21 protein-coding genes, 1 pseudogene and 1 riboswitch are annotated in these 19,280 nt (G+C 35.9%); of the genes and pseudogenes, 19 read left to right on the top strand and 3 right to left on the bottom strand.

Annotated elements, in window-relative coordinates:
* Positions 1-88: 88 nt before the first annotated feature.
* Positions 89-1,471, bottom strand: a complete 1,383-nt coding sequence (locus KQI71_RS09905) for an alanine/glycine:cation symporter family protein (protein ID WP_216435825.1) — start codon at positions 1,469-1,471, stop codon at positions 89-91.
* A gap of 210 nt (positions 1,472-1,681) precedes the next feature.
* Between KQI71_RS09905 and KQI71_RS09900 the strand changes: the two are divergent.
* Positions 1,682-2,839 (top strand): annotated as a pseudogene (locus tag KQI71_RS09900) (sugar transporter); the annotation flags it as partial.
* A 154-nt stretch (positions 2,840-2,993) separates the two neighbouring features.
* Positions 2,994-3,680: a flavodoxin family protein gene (locus KQI71_RS09895; protein WP_216435823.1), complete on the top strand. Its 687-nt coding sequence runs from the start codon at positions 2,994-2,996 to the stop codon at positions 3,678-3,680.
* 75 nt (positions 3,681-3,755) lie between these two features.
* Here KQI71_RS09895 and KQI71_RS09890 read toward each other — a convergent pair whose 3' ends face one another.
* Positions 3,756-4,433, bottom strand: a complete 678-nt coding sequence (locus KQI71_RS09890) for a Crp/Fnr family transcriptional regulator (RefSeq protein ID WP_216435821.1) — start codon at positions 4,431-4,433, stop codon at positions 3,756-3,758.
* A gap of 100 nt (positions 4,434-4,533) precedes the next feature.
* Here KQI71_RS09890 and KQI71_RS09885 point away from each other — a divergent pair, with 100 nt between their 5' ends.
* Positions 4,534-4,896, top strand: a complete 363-nt coding sequence (locus KQI71_RS09885) for a desulfoferrodoxin family protein (RefSeq protein WP_216435819.1) — start codon at positions 4,534-4,536, stop codon at positions 4,894-4,896.
* 23 nt (positions 4,897-4,919) lie between these two features.
* The gene (gene rd / locus KQI71_RS09880) at positions 4,920-5,081 is read left to right on the top strand and encodes a rubredoxin (RefSeq protein ID WP_216435817.1); all 162 of its coding nucleotides are present in this window, start codon (positions 4,920-4,922) and stop codon (positions 5,079-5,081) included.
* 44 nt (positions 5,082-5,125) lie between these two features.
* Here rd and KQI71_RS09875 read toward each other — a convergent pair whose 3' ends face one another.
* Positions 5,126-5,956: an HAD family hydrolase gene (locus KQI71_RS09875; protein WP_216435815.1), complete on the bottom strand. Its 831-nt coding sequence runs from the start codon at positions 5,954-5,956 to the stop codon at positions 5,126-5,128.
* 87 nt (positions 5,957-6,043) lie between these two features.
* On the opposite strand from KQI71_RS09875, the gene KQI71_RS09870 reads away from it, so the two are divergent.
* From KQI71_RS09870 to KQI71_RS09800, 15 genes are all read left to right on the top strand, one after another.
* Positions 6,044-7,060 carry an NUDIX domain-containing protein gene (locus KQI71_RS09870; protein ID WP_216435814.1) on the top strand — a complete coding sequence of 339 codons (1,017 nt, stop codon included), beginning with the start codon at positions 6,044-6,046 and terminating at the stop codon, positions 7,058-7,060.
* Between the two features lie 114 nt (positions 7,061-7,174).
* Complete coding sequence (locus KQI71_RS09865; RefSeq protein ID WP_216435812.1) at positions 7,175-7,927, top strand: DeoR/GlpR family DNA-binding transcription regulator; 753 nt, start codon at positions 7,175-7,177, stop codon at positions 7,925-7,927.
* Complete coding sequence (locus KQI71_RS09860; RefSeq protein WP_216435811.1) at positions 7,912-8,727, top strand: Cof-type HAD-IIB family hydrolase; 816 nt, start codon at positions 7,912-7,914, stop codon at positions 8,725-8,727. The genes KQI71_RS09865 and KQI71_RS09860 overlap by 16 nt, the downstream gene beginning before the upstream one ends.
* Before the next feature lie 118 nt (positions 8,728-8,845).
* Positions 8,846-9,460 (top strand): cytidylate kinase-like family protein, encoded by a 615-nt coding sequence (locus tag KQI71_RS09855; RefSeq protein WP_216435889.1) that lies wholly within the window; start codon positions 8,846-8,848, stop codon positions 9,458-9,460.
* Positions 9,460-10,086, top strand: coding sequence for a methylated-DNA--[protein]-cysteine S-methyltransferase (locus tag KQI71_RS09850; RefSeq protein ID WP_216435887.1), 627 nt, complete (start codon positions 9,460-9,462; stop codon positions 10,084-10,086). Before KQI71_RS09855 ends, KQI71_RS09850 begins: the two co-directional genes overlap by 1 nt.
* 70 nt (positions 10,087-10,156) lie before the next feature.
* A riboswitch (FMN riboswitch) is annotated at positions 10,157-10,272 on the top strand.
* 213 nt (positions 10,273-10,485) lie between these two features.
* Positions 10,486-11,571 (top strand): bifunctional diaminohydroxyphosphoribosylaminopyrimidine deaminase/5-amino-6-(5-phosphoribosylamino)uracil reductase RibD, encoded by a 1,086-nt coding sequence (ribD, locus tag KQI71_RS09845; protein ID WP_216435884.1) that lies wholly within the window; start codon positions 10,486-10,488, stop codon positions 11,569-11,571.
* Positions 11,553-12,206 carry a riboflavin synthase gene (ribE, locus tag KQI71_RS09840; RefSeq protein WP_216435809.1) on the top strand — a complete coding sequence of 218 codons (654 nt, stop codon included), beginning with the start codon at positions 11,553-11,555 and terminating at the stop codon, positions 12,204-12,206. Before ribD ends, ribE begins: the two co-directional genes overlap by 19 nt.
* 12 nt (positions 12,207-12,218) lie before the next feature.
* Positions 12,219-13,418: a bifunctional 3,4-dihydroxy-2-butanone-4-phosphate synthase/GTP cyclohydrolase II gene (locus KQI71_RS09835; protein WP_216435807.1), complete on the top strand. Its 1,200-nt coding sequence runs from the start codon at positions 12,219-12,221 to the stop codon at positions 13,416-13,418.
* A 43-nt stretch (positions 13,419-13,461) separates the two neighbouring features.
* Positions 13,462-13,929, top strand: a complete 468-nt coding sequence (ribH, locus tag KQI71_RS09830) for a 6,7-dimethyl-8-ribityllumazine synthase (protein ID WP_216435805.1) — start codon at positions 13,462-13,464, stop codon at positions 13,927-13,929.
* Positions 13,930-13,952: 23 nt separating this feature from the next.
* The gene (locus KQI71_RS09825) at positions 13,953-15,521 is read left to right on the top strand and encodes an FGGY-family carbohydrate kinase (RefSeq protein WP_330655395.1); all 1,569 of its coding nucleotides are present in this window, start codon (positions 13,953-13,955) and stop codon (positions 15,519-15,521) included.
* Positions 15,522-15,678: 157 nt separating this feature from the next.
* Entirely contained in the window at positions 15,679-16,413 is a 735-nt protein-coding gene (locus KQI71_RS09820; RefSeq protein ID WP_216435803.1) for an NAD-dependent protein deacylase, read from the top strand.
* Positions 16,410-16,778: a NusG domain II-containing protein gene (locus KQI71_RS09815; protein WP_253288027.1), complete on the top strand. Its 369-nt coding sequence runs from the start codon at positions 16,410-16,412 to the stop codon at positions 16,776-16,778. Before KQI71_RS09820 ends, KQI71_RS09815 begins: the two co-directional genes overlap by 4 nt.
* A gap of 8 nt (positions 16,779-16,786) precedes the next feature.
* Positions 16,787-17,284 (top strand): Gx transporter family protein, encoded by a 498-nt coding sequence (locus KQI71_RS09810; protein ID WP_216435801.1) that lies wholly within the window; start codon positions 16,787-16,789, stop codon positions 17,282-17,284.
* 11 nt (positions 17,285-17,295) lie between these two features.
* A complete protein-coding gene (locus KQI71_RS09805) occupies positions 17,296-18,369 on the top strand; it encodes an FAD:protein FMN transferase (RefSeq protein ID WP_216435799.1) in 1,074 nt (357 codons plus the stop codon).
* Positions 18,370-18,433: 64 nt separating this feature from the next.
* Positions 18,434-19,228 carry a zinc dependent phospholipase C family protein gene (locus KQI71_RS09800; RefSeq protein WP_216435797.1) on the top strand — a complete coding sequence of 265 codons (795 nt, stop codon included), beginning with the start codon at positions 18,434-18,436 and terminating at the stop codon, positions 19,226-19,228.
* Positions 19,229-19,280 lie beyond the last annotated feature (52 nt).

The following is a 19,280-nucleotide window of genomic DNA, read 5'->3' as shown; positions in this document are numbered from 1 at the left end:
TGACACATGGCGATAAAATCACCGATGTGTCTTAGCACCATTCTGTGTGAATCAAAGCAAAAACATGCTGCTAAATGGTTGTTCTTTTTTATTCTTTGAAATATTTTTTTACAAGTTTTACGACGGTTCCGGAAAGCAGGAATAATGCAATTAAGTTTGGAATTGCCATTAATCCGTTGAATGTCTCAGCAATACTCCATAACATTCCAAGATCAACGGTAGCACCAACGATCGCAACAAGGGAGTAAACGACCATAAATGGTTTGATGACTTTGGAAGAAAATAAAAATTCGATGCAGCGTGCACCATATAGTCCCCATCCGATAATGGTTGAAAAAGCAAAGCAACAAAGAGCTACAGCAGTAAAAATGGAAATCCAATTTCCATAAGTTGCAGTAAATCCAGTAATTGTAAGTTCTGCGCCAGCATCCATTCCATATCCAACGGAAACACCGCTGCATAAGATGACAAGAGCGGTTAATGTACAAATTAAAATCGTATCCGTAAACACTTCGAAAATACCAAGCATTCCTTGTTTTACTGGTTCTTTTGTATCTGCACATGCGTGTGCAATGGATCCGGTACCAAGTCCAGCTTCATTAGAAAAGATACCGCGTGCTACACCTTTTTTCATACTCATAAAGAAACTTCCAACGATTCCTCCAGTAACAGATGCAGGATGAAAAGCACCATTTATAATAGAAGAAAAAACAAAAGGAAGTTTTCCGATGTTTAAAACAACAACACCAAGAGCAAAAAAGATATAAATAAATGCCATAAAAGGAACCAGTCTTTCAGCAACCAGTCCAATTCGTTTAATACCGCCTAATAAGATAAGGGCAACAAGAATTGCAACGATGATTCCGATCACAAGGTTTGAGATGCTTGTTGATTCCTTAGAAATCACATGATAATTTAGTAAAGCAGAGTTAATTGCAGTTGTGATGGTATTCACCTGTGTTGCATTTCCGGTTCCAAATACCGTTAGAACACCAAATGCGGAAAATAAAACTGCAAGAAACTGCCAGTGTTTTCCAAGACCATTTTTTATGTAATACATAGGTCCACCAACAAGGTCTCCTTGATCATTTCTTTCACGAAAATGAACAGCAAGAGTCACTTCGGAAAATTTTGTACACATTCCAAGAATTGCGGAAACCCACATCCAAAAAATTGCTCCGGGACCTCCGATTGCAATTGCACCGGCAACACCGGCAATGTTACCAGTTCCTACGGTCGAAGCAAGGGCTGTACAGACGGCCTGAAAAGGAGTCATAGACCCATCGGAGGATTCTTTTTTGTGAAAAATACGTCCGATCGTTTCTTTCATCGCATATGGAAATTTGCGGATTTGAAGAAATCTGGTTCGAAAAGTTAACAGTAATCCGACACCTATAATGCAGATCATTGCAGGAACACCCCAGATAAAATTGTTCACTACGCTGTTAATATGTTGTATTTGTTCTAGCATAAATAAGCCTTTCTAAAATATTTTATAAACTGTTATCTGCATTGCAGACACAAAGGAAATCATATCATATTCATGGAAAAAAGTACAGAAATCCCATTGACAAGGGCAAGGAATCTGTCATATAATCGTCAGCGATTGTAAAAAACACAGAATACAAAAAAAGGAGAAAAAAAGAAAAATGAAACATAAAAGTCATTAAAAGAGTGGCTTCCATTGATTGGGATGACAATTTCTGCGTTTATATTTAATACTTCAGAATTCATGCCCATTGGATTACTGACAGATATTGTAAAAGATTTTCATATTACAGAAGCCCAGGCTGGAATGATGATTACCGCGTATTCCTGGACAGTTACTTTATTATCCCTGCCATTGATGCTTCTTGTGTGCAAGATAGAATCAAAAAAATTATTACTTGGGACGATATTGTTATTTGGCATCTGCCAGGTATTATCTTTATTATCACCAAATTATATGATTTTAATGTTTTCTCGTATAGGAGTAGCATGTGCCCATTCAATTTTTTGGTCCATTGCATCACCCATTGCGGTACAACTTGTCTCAAAAGAGCATCAGACAAAGGCTTTGAGTATGATTATTACTGGAACATCCATTGCGATGATCGTCGGATTACCACTTGGACGTGTTATTGGATTATATATTGGTTGGAGAATGACATTTTTATGTGTGGCAGTGATTGCTTTCTTGCTTTTTGTATATCAAGGGGCTCTTTTTCCAAAAATGGAGCAGCAGGAATCTTTTTCTTTAAAGGAACTTCCGAAACTTCTGAAAAATCCATTATTGATAGGAATTTATCTTTTGAATTTTCTTGTAGCGACTTCTTATTATACAGGATATAGCTATATTGAACCATTTTTAAAACAGGTTGCTGGATTAAAAGATGGAAGTGTGACTTTTGCGTTGACTATTTTTGGAGTTGCAGGAATTGTTGGAAGTTTTCTGTTTTCAAGATATTATGAAAAAAATCGTTATGTCTTTATTCGTATTGTCATGATCTGCATTGCGGCTGCATTAATCTGTCTATATCCGGCTTCTATAAGTGGATATACTGTGATTATTATCTGTGCAGTGTGGGGAATGGCAGTAATGGCTTACAATGTATCTTTTCAATCTGAATTGATTCAGTGTGTACCATCTTCAGGATCTTCTGTTGCCATGGCAATCTTTTCTGCCATTTGTAATCTTGGTATTGGATGTGGAACATGGATGGGAGGAACGGTATGTACTTATGGATCCATTAAAAATATTGGATATGTTGGAGGAATACTGGCTGTAATCGCAGCTATTTATTGCATTAGTCGTTTGATTGGTTTTATGAAAAAAAGAGAAAGGACTTCGGTCATATAAAAAGAAATCCCGTTTTGTGAAAGCGGGATCTCTTTTATTTTTTGTAAGTATATCATGACATAAGAAAAAGTTGGAATCCATTATGTGGTGTTAGAATGGAGGAAGTTTTTCTAGTAGAGTATAATATAAGAAAAAATAGCAGGAGAGGAATAGCATGAAGATTACTATTATACATGGACAGAATCATAAAGGTTCGACCTACCATATTGCAAAGATGTTGGCAGAAAAATTAGATGGAGATATTACGGAATTTTTTCTGCCGCGAGATTTTAAAGAATTTTGTACTGGGTGTACAAATTGTTTTCGAAAAGATGAAACACTATGTCCGCATTATGAAAAAATAAAACCAATGACAAAAGCGTTGGACGAAGCAGATGTATTGATTTTTGAAAGCCCGGTTTATGTATATCACGTGACAGCTTCAATGAAAGCCTTTCTTGATCATTATGGATATCGTTGGATGATTCATCGACCAGAAGAAAGGATGTTTCATAAACAGGCGGTTTGTATTGCAACGGCAGCAGGTGCTGGCATGAAAAGTACAACAAAAGATATGGCTGATAGTATGTTTTTTTGGGGTGTTGGAAAAATTTATCGCTATGGAGTTGCCGTCATGTCTACAACCTATCAAGGAATAAAACCAAAAATCAAAAATAAAATAGAAAAAAAGACAACCATACTTGCCAGACAAATTAAAAAAAGACATAAGCATGTAAAACCTGGAATGAAAACAAAACTTTGGTTTTATATGGCGAGATTTTTACATAGGATGTCATGGGATGATTCTGATCTTAATTATTGGAAAGAAAAAGGATGGGATAAGAAAAAACGTCCATGGTAGTGTCGAGTTTGAAGATATGGAATATCTTTATCGTAGGTTGATTATAAAATAAAAACAATTCCTTTTCTTTCTGTATCAGACGCCATCTGCAATTTCAGATAAACGTTCCTGATCAAGGATGCGGATATGCTTTCTTCCTTCTATTTTAATGATGCCGTCCTCTTGCAGATTGGAAAAGATTCGGGAAAGAGAAGGCCTTGTTGTATTCAAATAAGTTGATAATGTATTGCGATCCATAGAAAGGGTTATAAGCTCAGAACCTTTCGCTGTTTCAGAAAGGTACTGGGCTGTTCTTTGATTTAAATCGCCACATGTTAAAAGTTCCAGGCGCTGTTGTTTTTGTTTATTATCATTGGAAAGAATATGAAGCATATTAAAGATAATCTTGCTGTGGTGTTTACAGCTTTTTTCACAAGTACGATAAAAGAAGCTTCGTTTTGTTGTTAAGATTTTGCAGTCAGACACAGCGCGAACAGAAAAATCAAAACGTTCTTTTTTTGAAAACAGATCAGACTCACCAAAGATTTGACCTTCTGTTCGATATTCAAGATTCATTGGCTTTCCCATGTAGTTATATTGTTCAATCACAACTTTCCCATTTAGAATCAAATAGAGAACTTCTGGTTTATCATCTGGAAGAATGATAGATTGATTTTTAGTGTAATTAAGAAATTTTCCGTCTGCGCATTGTAGGACACGGTAGATTTCTTTTTGATTTAGATTCTGAAACAAGATTGTTTGTTTTAATTCCATTTTTTCACCTTTTTTTGAATCCGTAACATTTGTTACGGAATTTCCTTCCATTTTGATATATTATAAAACCAAGATCAAACATAGTAAAGGAGGAAAAATAATGAGTAAATTTTATCGTAGCAATGGTACTATTTTATTTGATATTTTTGGCACAGGAGCAGAAGTTGAAGGAGCAGAACTTTTGACGCCAAATACAACCGATGCGGCTGGTGAAAAACATGTTCCGCAGGTAACAAAAAATGGCAACAAGATTACGGTTGAAATTGGTTCGATTAAGCATCCAATGTTGGAGAAACATTATATTATGGGTGTTTATATTGAAACAAAAAACGGTGGTCAGCTACATAAATTCAAGCCAGGTGATGAGCCAAAGGCAACCTTTACTTTGGTCGACGGTGATGAATTTATAGCAGCATATGAATACTGCAATCTTCACGGATTATGGAAATCAGAAAACAAATAAGAGACATCAAGGAGGACAAAAAAATGAAGAAATATCAGTGTGAACCATGTGGATATATTTATGATGAGGCAGTTGGAGATCCAGACAACGGAATTGCTCCAGGAACAAAATTTGAAGACCTTCCAGAGGATTGGGTCTGTCCAATTTGTGGAATGGGAAAAGAAGTCTTTGTTGAAGTAAAATAATGTATCAAAACCCCAGGGATTTATCTCTGGGGTTTGTCAATGAATTATAAGATTTTTAAGATATTTTTCATTCCGTAGGCGACACCGTCCTGATCATGGTGGATAGTGATAGCGTCTGCGGATTTTTTGCATTTTTCGGATGCGTTTTCCATGGCGATGCCGATACCAGCTTCGAGCAAAAGATCAATATCATTATCGCCGTCTCCGAAGGCAGCCGTTTGTTCTTTCTTTAAATGTAAATATTCTCTGATAAAGCGTAATCCGGAGTGTTTTCCAGCGTTTTTGTGTGAGATTTCAATTAACTGTGATACAGATGATGTAATGTAAATATCTTTCGATGCTTTTTTTAAATAGTATTCAATTTCTTCTTTTTGCTTTTGTGAAGAAACAACGATATCAATACTGTCAATACCATCGATATGTTTCCTTATAAAATGTGCCATTTGGTTTATTGGTTTTCTTGTATTTTGAATATAAGGAATTGCTTTTTTGGTTGCACCGTAAACTATTGGATTTTCTACATAGACTTTTTCAGCAAAGGCTTCTCCGTCAATGAAGGCTTCGAGGGCAATGGGATAGTTTTTGGCAACCGTAAGGATTGCCTCTACAGATTCTTTTGTTAGTTTATATTCGTGTAGGCAAGTCTTTGTTGGAATATAATAAATGGCAGCTCCATTTGATGTGATGGCATATTCAATTCCAGAAATAGCAAGCACATCTTTTGGTAGTGTAGCAAAAGAACGGCCACTAGCGATGACAATATGTACTCCTTTTTTGATGGCTTCTTCTAAGGCTTTTCGATTTCCATCGGAAAGCCGGCCATGTGCGTTTAATGTTGTTCGATCTAAGTCTAAAGCAATGCATTGAATGTTCATAATCATAATCCTTTCGTTTTTTTTATTGTATCTTTTGTTTTTTCTAATTACAATATTTTTAAAATGATTTTAGGAGGAAAAGTAAAAATGGGAATGACAACCTTATGTTATATCGAAAAAGATGATGCTTATTTAATGTTGCATCGGATCATAAAAAAACATGATATCAATAAGGATAAATGGATTGGTGTCGGCGGACATTTTGAGCATGGAGAAAGTCCGGAAGATTGTATGTTTCGTGAAGTGATGGAGGAAACCGGTCTTATTCCGACTTCTTTTCGATTTTGTGGGATTGTTACTTTTTTATCAGATATGGGAACAAAAAAAGAAGCATGGGAATATATGTGTCTTTATCATGTGGAAGCTTTTGAAGGAGAGTTAAAAGAGTGTGATGAAGGTGTTCTTGAATGGGTGAAAAAAGAAGATCTTTTGAATTTAGAATTATGGGAAGGAGATCGATTGTTCCTTCGTTATATGGAAGAGAGACGTCCGTTTTTTTCTTTGAAATTGACTTATACCAAAGGAAATTTAATTTCAGCAAATCTGGATGGAAAAGAGCTGGAGTTCTTTGATGTACTAGATGAAAGTGGGAATATAACTGGGAGGATAAAAGAACGCTCTCTTGTTCATGAAGACGGGGATTGGCATCGAACGGTGCATATTTGGGTAGTCAGAAAGACGAAAAGAGGTTTTGATGTATTACTTCAGAAGCGAAGTGAGGATAAAGATTCGTTTCCTGGATGTTATGATATTTCATCAGCAGGACATGTTGATGCAGGAGAAGGATATTTAGAGACGGCACAAAGAGAAATCTTTGAGGAACTTGGAATTGAGGCATCTGGAGATGATCTTAGAAAAATCGGGATGCATAGAGGTTCCATGCGGTCAAAATTTTATGGAAGACCATTTCTTAATCAGGAAATTAGTGCGGTTTATTTATATGAAAAACCTATTGACATAAAAGATTTGAAAATTCAAAAAGAAGAACTTGATGGCGTTGTATGGATGGATTATAGAACATGTCAAAGAAAAATGAAAAGTAAAAGATGGAAGCATTGTATTTTTAAAGAAGAGTTTAATGCACTTGAAAAATATGTAAAATAATAAAAGAAAAGCATAGCATGAAAAATAAGTAATGTTATGCTTTTTTTAATTTTAGTTAGAAAAAATTGACAAAATACTTAAATATGCTTATAATTACTTAAAAAGGAGGATGCAATGTATCAGGAAGAACGGTTAAAGAAGATTATGGAATGGCTTGAAAAAGAACAGGTACTTTCGAATCAAGAACTTATGCGGCGTTTGGAAGTTTCCAGAGATACAGCTAGAAGAGATATTGTAAGACTAACGGAAAATGGGAGTGCTGTTCGGACACATGGTGGAATTGCAAGAGTTGATTTTCAAACACAGGTGGGAAATTATCAGACAAGAATGACAGATAATCCAGATGGGAAACAAAGAATTGCAAAAGTTTTAGCAGAGATTCTTACGGAAGGAAGCTTATGTTTTTTTGATACTTCCACACATATGAAATTTGTATGTAAAGAATTAAAGAAAGAAATTAGTGTTTATACGCACTCTTTAGACAATCTTGGAGATTTAGCTCAGATACCAAAGGTGGATGTGCATTGTCTTGGCGGGAGATTGAATAAGAATAATCGTTTTTTTTATGGATATGAAGTATGGGAAGCTTTATCTCAAAAAAGATTTGACTATGTTATTTTAGGAGCTGCGGCTGTTTTAAAAGATGGCATTTATTTTGAGGATGAAGAGGATGCAAGGATTAAGCAGCTTGCGGCAAAACGAGGGAAACAAGTCATTGTTCTTGCAGATTATCCAAAATTTCAAAGAGAAAGTAAATATCGAGCAGTTGAATGGGATATGATTGATTTATTAATTACAGATCGTGCACTATCAAAAGAATGGGAAGATAGATTTTTAAAGGAGGAATTAAGGTGGCAGGTTGTTTAGAAAAAGGAAAATATAAGGCAGTGTTTAGTGATATTGATGGAACTTTATTAAATACATCACATCAGATACCGGAAAAGACAAAAAATAAGATTCAAAAAATCAATCAGGAAGGAATTCCATTTGTACTTGTATCTGCAAGAATGCCGAAAGGAATGACAGAAATTCGAAAGGAACTTGGAGCGAAAAGTCCAATGATTTGTTATAGTGGTGCGCTTGTTGTTGATGAAAATGACAAGCCACTTTACAGTGTTTCTCTAAAAAAAGACGAAGCCATAGAACTTTGCAAGACGATTCAAAAAATGGATTCTGATATTTCTATTAATTTATATTCGAATGATCGTTGGATGGTACAAAATCTTAAAGAATTTTGGATAGATCAGGAAATGAAAATTACAGGAGTGAGGGCAGAGCAAGTTTCCTTTCAAGACGAGAGTATATTTGAAGAGGTTCATAAAATTTTATGTATGGGAGATGCCGAAAAAATTGCTTCTTTGGAAGAAAAGTTATGGAAGGAATTTCCTCATATTCGTGTTTATCGATCTAAAGACACTTATCTTGAAATTATGTCTATGAAAGCTTCTAAGTCCGATGCTGTCCATATGCTGGAAGAAACATTTGATGTTACAAAGCAGGAAATTATAGCATTTGGAGACAATTTTAATGATATTGATATGATTATGTATGCAGGACTTGGAGTTGCTATGGGAAATGGAACAGATGAGGTAAAGAAGGCAGCAGATTATATAACAGAAAAAAATGATCAGGAAGGACTTCGAAAAGTACTGGATCTTTGTTTCTGATTTTTATCGAAAGATAAACAATCTTAGCAATTTTTCTGGTATAATATAAGTATCAATCATGCTTTGGTAAAAGGTTTTGCCTTAGAAGTTGCTTTGTGCCAGAAAGGAGTGTTTTGTGATGAAAAAAGATGTCATTATTTGTATTTCCAGAGAATTTGGAAGTGGAGGAAAAGAGGTTGGAGAAATTTTGTCACAAAAGCTTGGAATTCCTGTTTATGACAAGGAAATTTTAACAAAGGTTGCCGATGAAAGCGGCATGACGGAAGAATTTGTAGAGAGTCATGAAGGGAATCCAGTTTACAGTCATATTCTTGGAGTACCAATGGGGCATCCGGTTCTTGGAGCAGAATATGACGGAATTATGACACCAGAGAAATTGTTTATTACGCAAACAAAGGTCATTCGAAAAATTGCTCAGGAACAAAAATCTTGTATTTTTGTTGGAAGGTGCGCAGATGTGATTTTGCAAGGATATGAAAATTGTTATCGATTTTTTATCCATAGACCACAGGAAGATCGTATTCGAAGAATTCAGCAGACGGAAAATGTAACAGAAAAGAAAGCAATGAAGATGATTCGAAAAGCGGATAAAGAGCGTTCTTCTTATCACAATTATTATACTGGCATCAAGTGGGGACATCCGAGTAATTATGATTTAATCATTAATGTTGATAAGAGCGGACTCGAAAAAGCAGCAAAAGTGATCATTGATTATATTGAGGATGAATCATGATGAAGACGAGACAGGAAGCATTAGACTATGGTTTGTCATTTCCGGAGACTTATGTACAAGCTCCTTTTCGAGATTCAAATTGGGAGCTTATCAGGATCAAGAATAGCAAAAAGGCATTCTTATGGGTATATGAAAAGGATGGTTTTGTAAATTTAAATGTCAAGGTGAATCCACAGTGGAGAGATTTTTGGCGGGAAGTTTATCCATCAGTAATTCCCGGATATCATCAGAACAAAAAATATTGGAATACAATTATTCTTGATGGATCTATACCAGAAAAAGAAATTAAAAGGATGATTACAGAAAGTTATGATCTTGTGACGGATAGCCCGACAAAGCGAATTTATGAAGCAGTGAAAAAGATTCCAAAAGGACATGTAGCAACTTATGGTCAAATTGCAGCAATGGCAGGAAATCCGAAGATGTCAAGAGCCGTTGGAAATGCACTTCATAAAAATAAAGATCCGGATCATATTCCATGTTTCCGTGTCGTTAATGCAAAGGGAGAGTTATCAGGTGCCTTTGTGTTCGGAGGAGAAAAAATGCAAGCCAAATTGTTAAGAAAAGATGGAATTGAAGTGCGGGATGGAAAGGTAGATCTTAAGAAATATGGAATTTCCATTTAAAATGAGAAAATGTGGGAAAAACTCTCGTTGACAAATGAATAGATTCGTGCTATTGTATAGATAAATTAAATAACGTCTTCAGGGCAGGGTGTAATTCCCTACCGGCGGTAAAAGCCCGCGAGCCGTAAGGTATGATTCGGTGAGATTCCGAGGCCGACAGTATAGTCTGGATGGAAGAAGATAAGAGATATCGATAATTTGTCCTGGGATTTTTTATAATTCCAGGATTTTCTAGTTTATGACAGTATATCAAATTTATGGCGATATAGCATAAGAAAAGAAAAAGATTGATAAAGTTCCTGAAGATTTAGATCTCAGGAACTTTTTTTGTACTATCTTATCATTCGTTCTCCCAAAGAATACCTGAAGGGAAGGGAGATAAAATTGCAGAAAGAATATATGGAACGTGCAATTGAGCTTGCCAAAAATGGAGTTGGATGGACAAATCCGAATCCGTTGGTAGGAGCCGTGATTGTAAAAAATGGAACGATTATCGGTGAAGGGTGGCACGAAAGAATTGGTGGACTTCATGCAGAAAGGAATGCGCTGAAACATTGTAAGGAAGATCCAAAAGATGCAGAAATTTATGTAACATTAGAGCCATGTTGTCACTATGGAAAAACACCACCATGTACGGAAGCTTTGATTGAAAAAGGAATTAAAAAAGTTTATGTCGGAAGCATGGACCCAAATCCGAAAGTAGCTGGAAAAGGTGTGAGGATTTTAAGAGACCATGGGATCGAAGTAGAGACAGGAGTTTTGGAAAAGCAGTGTAAGCAATTGAATGATATATTTTTTCATTATATACAGCATGATGTGCCATTTACAGCATTAAAATATGCAATGACATTAGATGGAAAGATTGCAACATATACTGGAGAATCGAAGTGGATTACGGGAGAAAAAGCAAGAGAACATGTCCATTATTTAAGGCATCGTTATGCAGCAATTATGGTTGGAATTGGAACAGTTCTTGCAGATGATCCGATGCTAAATGCAAGAATTAAAAATGGACATGATCCAATACGAGTGATTTGTGATTCAAGATTGAGAATTCCAGAGAATTCTAATATTGTAAAAAGCGCAAAAGAAATTCCAACGATCATTGCTACGGTTTCCAAAGAGAAAGAAAAGATTGAAAGACTGAAAAAGGCAGGATGTGAAGTGTGGACGATAGAAGAAGAGAATGGTCATGTATCAATACTTCCTTTGATGAAAAGGCTTCATGAAAAGGAAATTGACAGTGTTCTTGTTGAAGGCGGTGGAATATTGAATGAAGCTTTGATTAAGAGCGGATGTGTCCATAAAGTATATGCTTATATTGCTCCAAAGTTATTTGGAGGAAAAGATGCGAAGACACCGATCGAAGGAGAAGGAATTTCATTCATTCAGGATGCCTTGCATCTGGAAAGTTTAAAGACAACACCTCTTGGAACTGATATTTTGCTGGAAGGAAAGGTGATGGAATGTTTACCGGAATCATAGAAGAACTTGGAACTGTTGTTTCACTAAAACGTGGAAGTCAAGCAGCCGTTCTTACGATTAAGGGGAAAAAGATTTTTGAAGACCTCAAACTTGGAGATAGTGTAGCGGTCAATGGAGTATGTTTGACTGCAAGTCATATCAGCGGGAATACTTTTCAGGCTGATGTTATGAATGAAACATTTCATCGAAGTAGCCTTGGAAGTTTAAGCCATGGGGATGTTGTAAATCTGGAGCGAGCTATGGCAGCCAATGGAAGATTTGGCGGACATATGGTAGCTGGTCATGTGGATGCCGTTGGAGAAATCGCATCAATTAAGCAGGATGATAATGCTGTATGGTTTACGATTAAGGCACCGGATCAGATCATGAAGTATTGTATTGAGAAAGGATCTATTGCACTCGATGGAATCAGCTTGACGATTGCAAAGTTAACAGTCGATACATTATCCGTTTCCATGATTCCTCATACGATAGGAAATACAAATTTTGGGTATAAAAAAGCAGGAGATGCAGTAAATTTAGAAAACGATATGGTTGGAAAATATATCGACAAGCTTTTACATTTTGAAGAAAATAAAAAAGAAGAAACATCATCTGGACTAACAATGGAAATGTTGCGAAATGCCGGATTTTAAGGAGGAAATAGAATGAATTTTTGTACGATAGAAGAAGCAGTGGAAGAATTAAAACAAGGAAAAATTATTATCGTTACGGATGATGAGGATCGCGAAAATGAAGGCGACTTTATTTGTGCTTCTCAGTTTGCAACGACAGAAAATATCAACTTTATGGCAACTCACGGAAAGGGCTTGATTTGTATGCCAATGTCTGAAGAAATTGGACATAAACTTGGTTTATCTTCTATGGTAAAAAATAATACAGATAACCATGAAACTGCTTTTACAGAAAGTATTGATTATGTGAATACAACCACGGGAATTTCTGCTGTAGAACGTTCTATGACAGCGATGAAGTGTATGGAAGATGATATCCGCCCAGAGGATTTGAGACGCCCAGGTCATATGTTCCCTTTAATTGCAAAAAAATGGGGTGTGATGGAACGAAATGGACATACAGAAGCAACGGTTGATTTGATGAAGATTGCAGGTCTGAAAGAAAGTGGATTATGCTGTGAAATCATGAGAGAAGATGGAACGATGATGCGTACACCAGAACTGGTGGAACTTGCACAAAAATTTGATTTGAAAATGACAACGATCAAAGAGCTTCAGGACTATCGCAAAAAACATGAAGTTTTTATCAACTGTGAAGTAACAACTCCAATGCCTACAAAATATGGAAAATTTCAGGCATATGGATATATCGATCAGGTATCTGGAGAACATCATGTAGCTTTGGTAGTTGGAGACGTATCTGATGGAGAGCCGGTACTTTGTAGAGTACATTCGGAATGTCTGACAGGAGATACCTTTGGATCACAAAGATGCGACTGTGGAGATCAACTTCATCAGGCAATGCGTCAGATTCAGAAAGAAGGACGTGGAGTGCTCTTATATATGCGCCAGGAAGGACGAGGAATTGGGCTTATTAATAAATTAAAAGCGTATGCGCTTCAGGATACAGGTCTTGATACGGTAGAGGCGAATATTGCTCTTGGATTTAAGGATGACTTAAGAGAATATTATATTGGAGCACAAATTTTAAGAGATCTTGGAATTAGCAAGTTGAAACTTTTAACAAATAACCCTACAAAAATTGATGGACTTCACGATTATGGATTGGAAATTGTGGAACGTGTGCCAATTCAGACAAAGCTGACACCATATGATAAGTTCTATATGACAACAAAGAAAGAAAAAATGGGGCATATCCTGAATTTTTTATAGAGCGATAGCAAAAGAATAAAATTATATAAAAGGAGATAAGAACATGAGAGTTTTAGAAGGAAAATTAGTAGCAAGTGGAATTAAAGTAGGAATTGTAGCAGCACGTTTTAATGAGTTTATCGTATCAAAATTAGTATCGGGAGCACTCGATGGATTGAAACGTCATGATGTTTGTGAAGATGATATTGATGTTGCATGGGTTCCAGGTGCATTCGAAATTCCTCTGATTGCTGATAAAATGGCAAAAAGCGGACAATATGACGCAGTCATTTGTCTTGGTGCTGTGATTCGTGGTGCGACAAGTCATTATGATTATGTATGTAATGAAGTATCAAAAGGAGTTGCACAGGTATCTTTATCTTCTGGAATTCCAGTATTATTTGGAGTTGTTACAACAGAAAACATTGAACAGGCAATTGAACGTGCTGGAACTAAGGCAGGAAATAAAGGATATGACTGCGCATTATCTGCAATTGAAATGGTTCAGCTAGTAAAGGAAATTGAGAAATAAAAAATAGAGAAAAGAAGGGTTGAATGATGGATACATACTATCTTGGATTTGATGCAGGCACACAAAGTGTTAAGGTAGCAATCTATAATATCAATATGGAATGTATAGCATCCGATGTTAATGCAACACAATTAAATTATCCATATCCGGATTGGGTAGAGATGGATGCGGATCAGTATCTGGAAGCAACAGTCACTGGAATTAGAAATTGTGTAAATCAAATGAAAGAGAAAGCATTAGATCCTGGAAAAATTCGTTCTATTTTTGGAGATGGGATTATATGTGGGATTGTTGGAGTTGACAAAGACTGCCATGCAATCACACCTTATATTAACTATCTGGATTCTAGAACAAAAGAAGATGTAGAGGAACTTGCTTCAAAAAATCTTGAAATATGGGCAAGGGAAACAGGAAATCCACAACCCAATTGTATGTTTCCGGCCATGTTTGCCAGATGGATGATGAAAAATTGCGAGGAATATCAAAAACGTGGGAAAAAATTTATGCATAATGCGCCATATATTCTTGCAAATTTGGCAGGTCTTTCAGCAGAAGAGGCTTTTATCGACTGGGGAGCGATGTCCGGATGGGGGCTTGGATATGACGTCATAAAAAAAGAATGGTCCAAACAACAGCTGGACATTCTTGAAATTCCAATGAGAATGATGCCTCGAATTACAAAACCATGGGATATTATTGGACATTTATCAGAAAAATATGCAAAAGAGACTGGACTTCCGCAGGGAATTCCGATTTGCGCGGGTGCAGGGGATACGATGCAGTCAATGATTGGCTGTGGCGTAATGGATGTAAATCAAGCAGCCGATGTCGCTGGAACTTGTGCGATGTTTTGCATCGCAACAGATGGTATTCGTCCAGAATTAAGTCGTGTGGAAAACGATTTGATCTTTAATAGCGGGACTTTAGAAAATACTTATTTTTACTGGGGGTTTATAAGAACCGGAGGTCTTGCACTTCGGTGGTATCGGGATAATATTTGTAATAAAGTTGGAGATGGAACCTATTTTGACGAATTAACCAATAGGGCAAAGAAGGTTCCATGTGGATCTAACGGTGTATTATTTTTACCGTATTTAACGGGAGGTTTTGGAGATTACACAAATGCCAGTGCATGTTTTCTGAATCTGTCAATGGATGATGATCAGGCAGTTTTGTGGAGAGCTGTCCTAGAAGCCATCGGATATGATTATATGAGTGTTACGGATATTTATAAGAAGGCAGGAGTAAAATTGGACATTATGACGATTACCGAAGGTGGAAGTAAATCTGATCTTTGGAACCAAATCAAGGCAGATATGCTTGGATGTCGTACAGTGACACTTGAAAATGCACAGGGGGCAGTACTTACAGATGCAGCTGCAGCAGCTTATGCCGTTGGCGATTTGAAAGATTTAAAAACAGTTTTTGAGAAAAGCAGAAAAATCAAAGATGTCTATGAACCAGATTCGAAACATACAACTTATTATCGAAATGTTTATGAACAGCAAAGAAAGCTGATTGGTCAGGATATGACGGCTGTTTTTGAAAGGCTTCATAAAATCGAAAAAATGGCATGTGAAGTTTCCTTATAAAAATTTGAAAAAAAGAAAGAGAAAATTTCTAAATAATAGGTAAATCAAAAGAAGGCTCCTTTACAAAGGGCCTTTTTTTCTTGTAGAATAAAAGATAGAATTTTGATAAAATAAGTGATTGAAATAAGCATATTTTAATAAAAATGGAGGGAGAAAAATGGATCAAGAAAAAATAGCAAAACTTCAACAGATGATTGATGAAAGTCATAAGATTGTATTTTTCGGAGGCGCAGGTGTTTCGACAGAGAGTCATATACCAGATTTTCGAAGCACGGATGGTTTGTATCATCAGACTTATAAATATCCACCGGAAGTTATGGTAAGTCATAGTTTTTATGTACAACATACCGAAGAATTTTTTGATTTTTATAAAAATAAAATGGTATTTTTAGACGCAAAACCAAACAAAGCGCATTTAAAACTTGCAGAATTAGAAAAAGCAGGGAAACTTTCAGCCATTGTCACACAGAATATTGATGGATTGCATCAGATGGCAGGAAGTAAAAAAGTATATGAGCTTCATGGAAGTGTTCATCGCAATTATTGTGAGAAATGTCATCGATTTTATGATGTAAATTATGTTATGAAAACGAAAGGTATTCCTTACTGTGAAGAATGTGGAGGTATTATTAAACCAGATGTTGTTCTATATGAAGAGGGGCTAGATGGTAATATTATGCAGGGAGCGATCAATGCAATTGCTGATGCGGATATGTTAATTATTGGAGGAACCTCTCTTGTTGTTTATCCGGCAGCCGGAATGATTGACTATTTCCGCGGAAAATATTTGGCGGTATTAAATCGTGATGCAACCTCTAGGGATAAACAGGCAGATTTATGTATAACAGACCCAATCGGAGAAGTTTTAGGACAAATTAAGGTAAGATCATGATAAAAAGAAAAGATATCATATTGATTGTTATAGTTTTACTGCTTGCTCTTTTTGGTTTTGGTGTTATGAAGTGGAAACAGAAAGATGGAAAAGAAGTGATTGTTACAATTAATGGGAATGAAGTATATCGGACAACTTTATCTAAAAATCAGACATATAAGATTCCAACAAAAAGTGGGTTGAATGTGATGAAGATTAAAGATGGAAAGGTTACGATGGAAAAAGCGGATTGTCCAGATCAAATTTGTCATAAACATAAGGCAATTGAAAAATCTGGAGAGACCATTGTATGTTTACCGCATAAAGTAGTTATAGAAGTCTCCTCCGATAAGGATGATCAGGAATTGGATGGAATGACAAGATAGGAGAAAATATGTCAACAAAAAGATTAGCAACCGATGGATTATTTTTAGCCCTTGCGCTCGTTGTATCCTATATTGAAGTATTAATCCCGATTCCTATTGGAATTCCAGGAGTAAAAATAGGACTTGCGAATGCAGTCGTTATGGTACTTTTATTTTTTTCTACTTGGCAGCGGACTCTGATAATCTCTATTATGAGGATTTTCCTTGTAGGTTTTTTATTTGGAAACCCAATGACAATTGCTTATAGTCTGGCAGGTGGGATTTTAAGTCTTTTGGTAATGCTTTTACTAAAAAAAATCCATGGATTTTCAACGGTCGGTATTAGTGTTGGCGGAGGGGTTGCACATAATATTGGTCAGCTGAGTGTTGCAGTATTATTGATGGAAAATGCAAGAATTTACTATTATGCACCTGTATTACTTATCACTGGAACGATCGCTGGAGTTGTGATTGGTGTTTTAACAGGGATTCTTGTAAAAAAACTCCCCAAAAGTCTGTTTTGTTAAAGGAGCTTATCATGAGATTAAAAGGAAAAAAAATAGCAGTCACTTTTTTGAGTTTGGCATTGATTGTTGCAAGTTTTACGGGCTGTCAGAAGAAAGAAGAATCATATAGTCATACAGATTTTGCGATGGGAACGGTGACGAATATTACTCTTTACGGAAAGAGCGATTCTTTAGAAAAAACGGAACAGGAAATTATTTCTAAAGTAAAAAAACTAGAAAAGGAACAGATTTCTTGGAGAATAAAGGGGTCTCAACTTTCCAAGGTTAATCGTGAAGTTGCAAAAAATCAGGGAAAAGCTAAAATTAAAGAACCCCTAAAGTCATGGCTTTTACAAGCTCTTAAGTTAAGCAAGGATTCTTATGAGGATGGTCGTGGAACGGTTGATCCATCCATTGGTCAGTTAACACAATTATGGAATTTTGAATCAGACCATCCGTCTCTTCCAAAAGCTTCAGACATTAAAAAAGCAGTGAATAGTGGACTTTCGGATAATAGTCGTCATGTAACGATTGATTCCAAAGGAAATCTGAAAGCAAAAGATGAAAAAACAAAATTTGATCTTGGTGCATATGGAAAAGGAATTGGAACAGATGTAGCATGGGAATTTTTAAAAAAGAAGAAAGATATTACAGGTGCGATGGTAGCACTTGGTGGAAGCATTCTTGTTTATGGACAAAAATTGGATGGAAGTGATTGGAATGTAGGGATTCAGGATCCATACGGAAAAGATGGAGAAGTTCTTGGCGGAGTAAAAGTCAGCGGTGGAACATGTATTTCTACATCCGGCGATTATGAAAAATATTTTATTGATAAAAAAACAGGAAAGAAATATTTTCATATTCTTGATCCTAAAACCGGATATTCCGCAGAGACTAATATTACATCCTGTACCATTGTATGTAATTCTGGGATAAATAGTGATGGTCTTTCAACAGCTTGCTTTATTCTTGGCGTGAAAAAAAGTCAGAAATTGCTAAAAAAGTATCATGCAAAAGCAATTTTTGTAGATAAAAAGAAAAATGTCTATGTCAGTGATGGTCTTGACTTTTCATTGACAAACGACGATTATAAGATTGTAAAATAGATCAAAGAGAATCAGTGGGCAATACTGGTTCTCTTTTCAAAAATAAAAAAGGAGTGAAAAATTTATGCCAGCATTTTATGCTCATTATCGTTTTGGTATTAGTGTTTTTCGAAATTTGAATAAAGAATTAAAAACGATCATAAGAAAATATAAAGGGCCATTTCAAATGGGACTCCAGGGTCCGGATGTATTTTTCTTTTATAAAGCTTATAAGAAAAATAGAGTTTCTGACTATGGATATGCTATTCATTATCAGTCGGCGTTGCCATTTTTTGAACATGCGATTGGGGTGATAAAGGAAAAGGGAAGGGAGAGCAAAGAATATGCTTATCTTCTTGGTTTTATCTGTCATTTTATATTAGATAGTGAGAGTCATCATTATGTAGAGCAGATGGTGAAGAAGATAGGAGTTGCTCATCTGGAAATTGAAGAAGAATATGAGAAAAGACTTTTAAAAATGGATGGGAAAAATCCATTCCGTTATCCTTATGCGAAAAAAGTTTATACTGATCGAATAACAGCGCAGGCAATGGAACCATTTTATGGAGAAATTGCAGATGAAGAAACCATTCAGAAGTCTCTAAAATGGATGAAGTTTGTAAAGAAATTGTTTACTGCACCATGTCCTGTGAAACAAGGCATGATCAATCAAGGAATGAGGTTTGTCGGCAAATATGGAGAAATGAAAGGATTGATGAATCAAAGAAAAGAGAATCTAAAATGTAAACAAACCAATCGGGAGCTTTTGGATATTTATTTACATGCGGTACCAGTGGCGATTTATATGATCTATGATTTTGATGAAAGTGTAAAAAATGAAAAAGAGTTAAATCAACGTTTTAATCGAAATTTGGAATAGAAATTATAGCACACAAAGCTGTGCCCTTGAATTCATCTGGAAAATGTTTTAC

This window comes from Anaerostipes sp. MSJ-23 (assembly GCF_018918155.1).
Taxonomy (GTDB): Bacteria; Bacillota; Clostridia; order Lachnospirales; family Lachnospiraceae; genus Anaerostipes.
The sequence above is the reverse complement of the archived record's forward strand: the minus strand, read 5'-3'. Positions and strand labels throughout refer to the sequence as shown.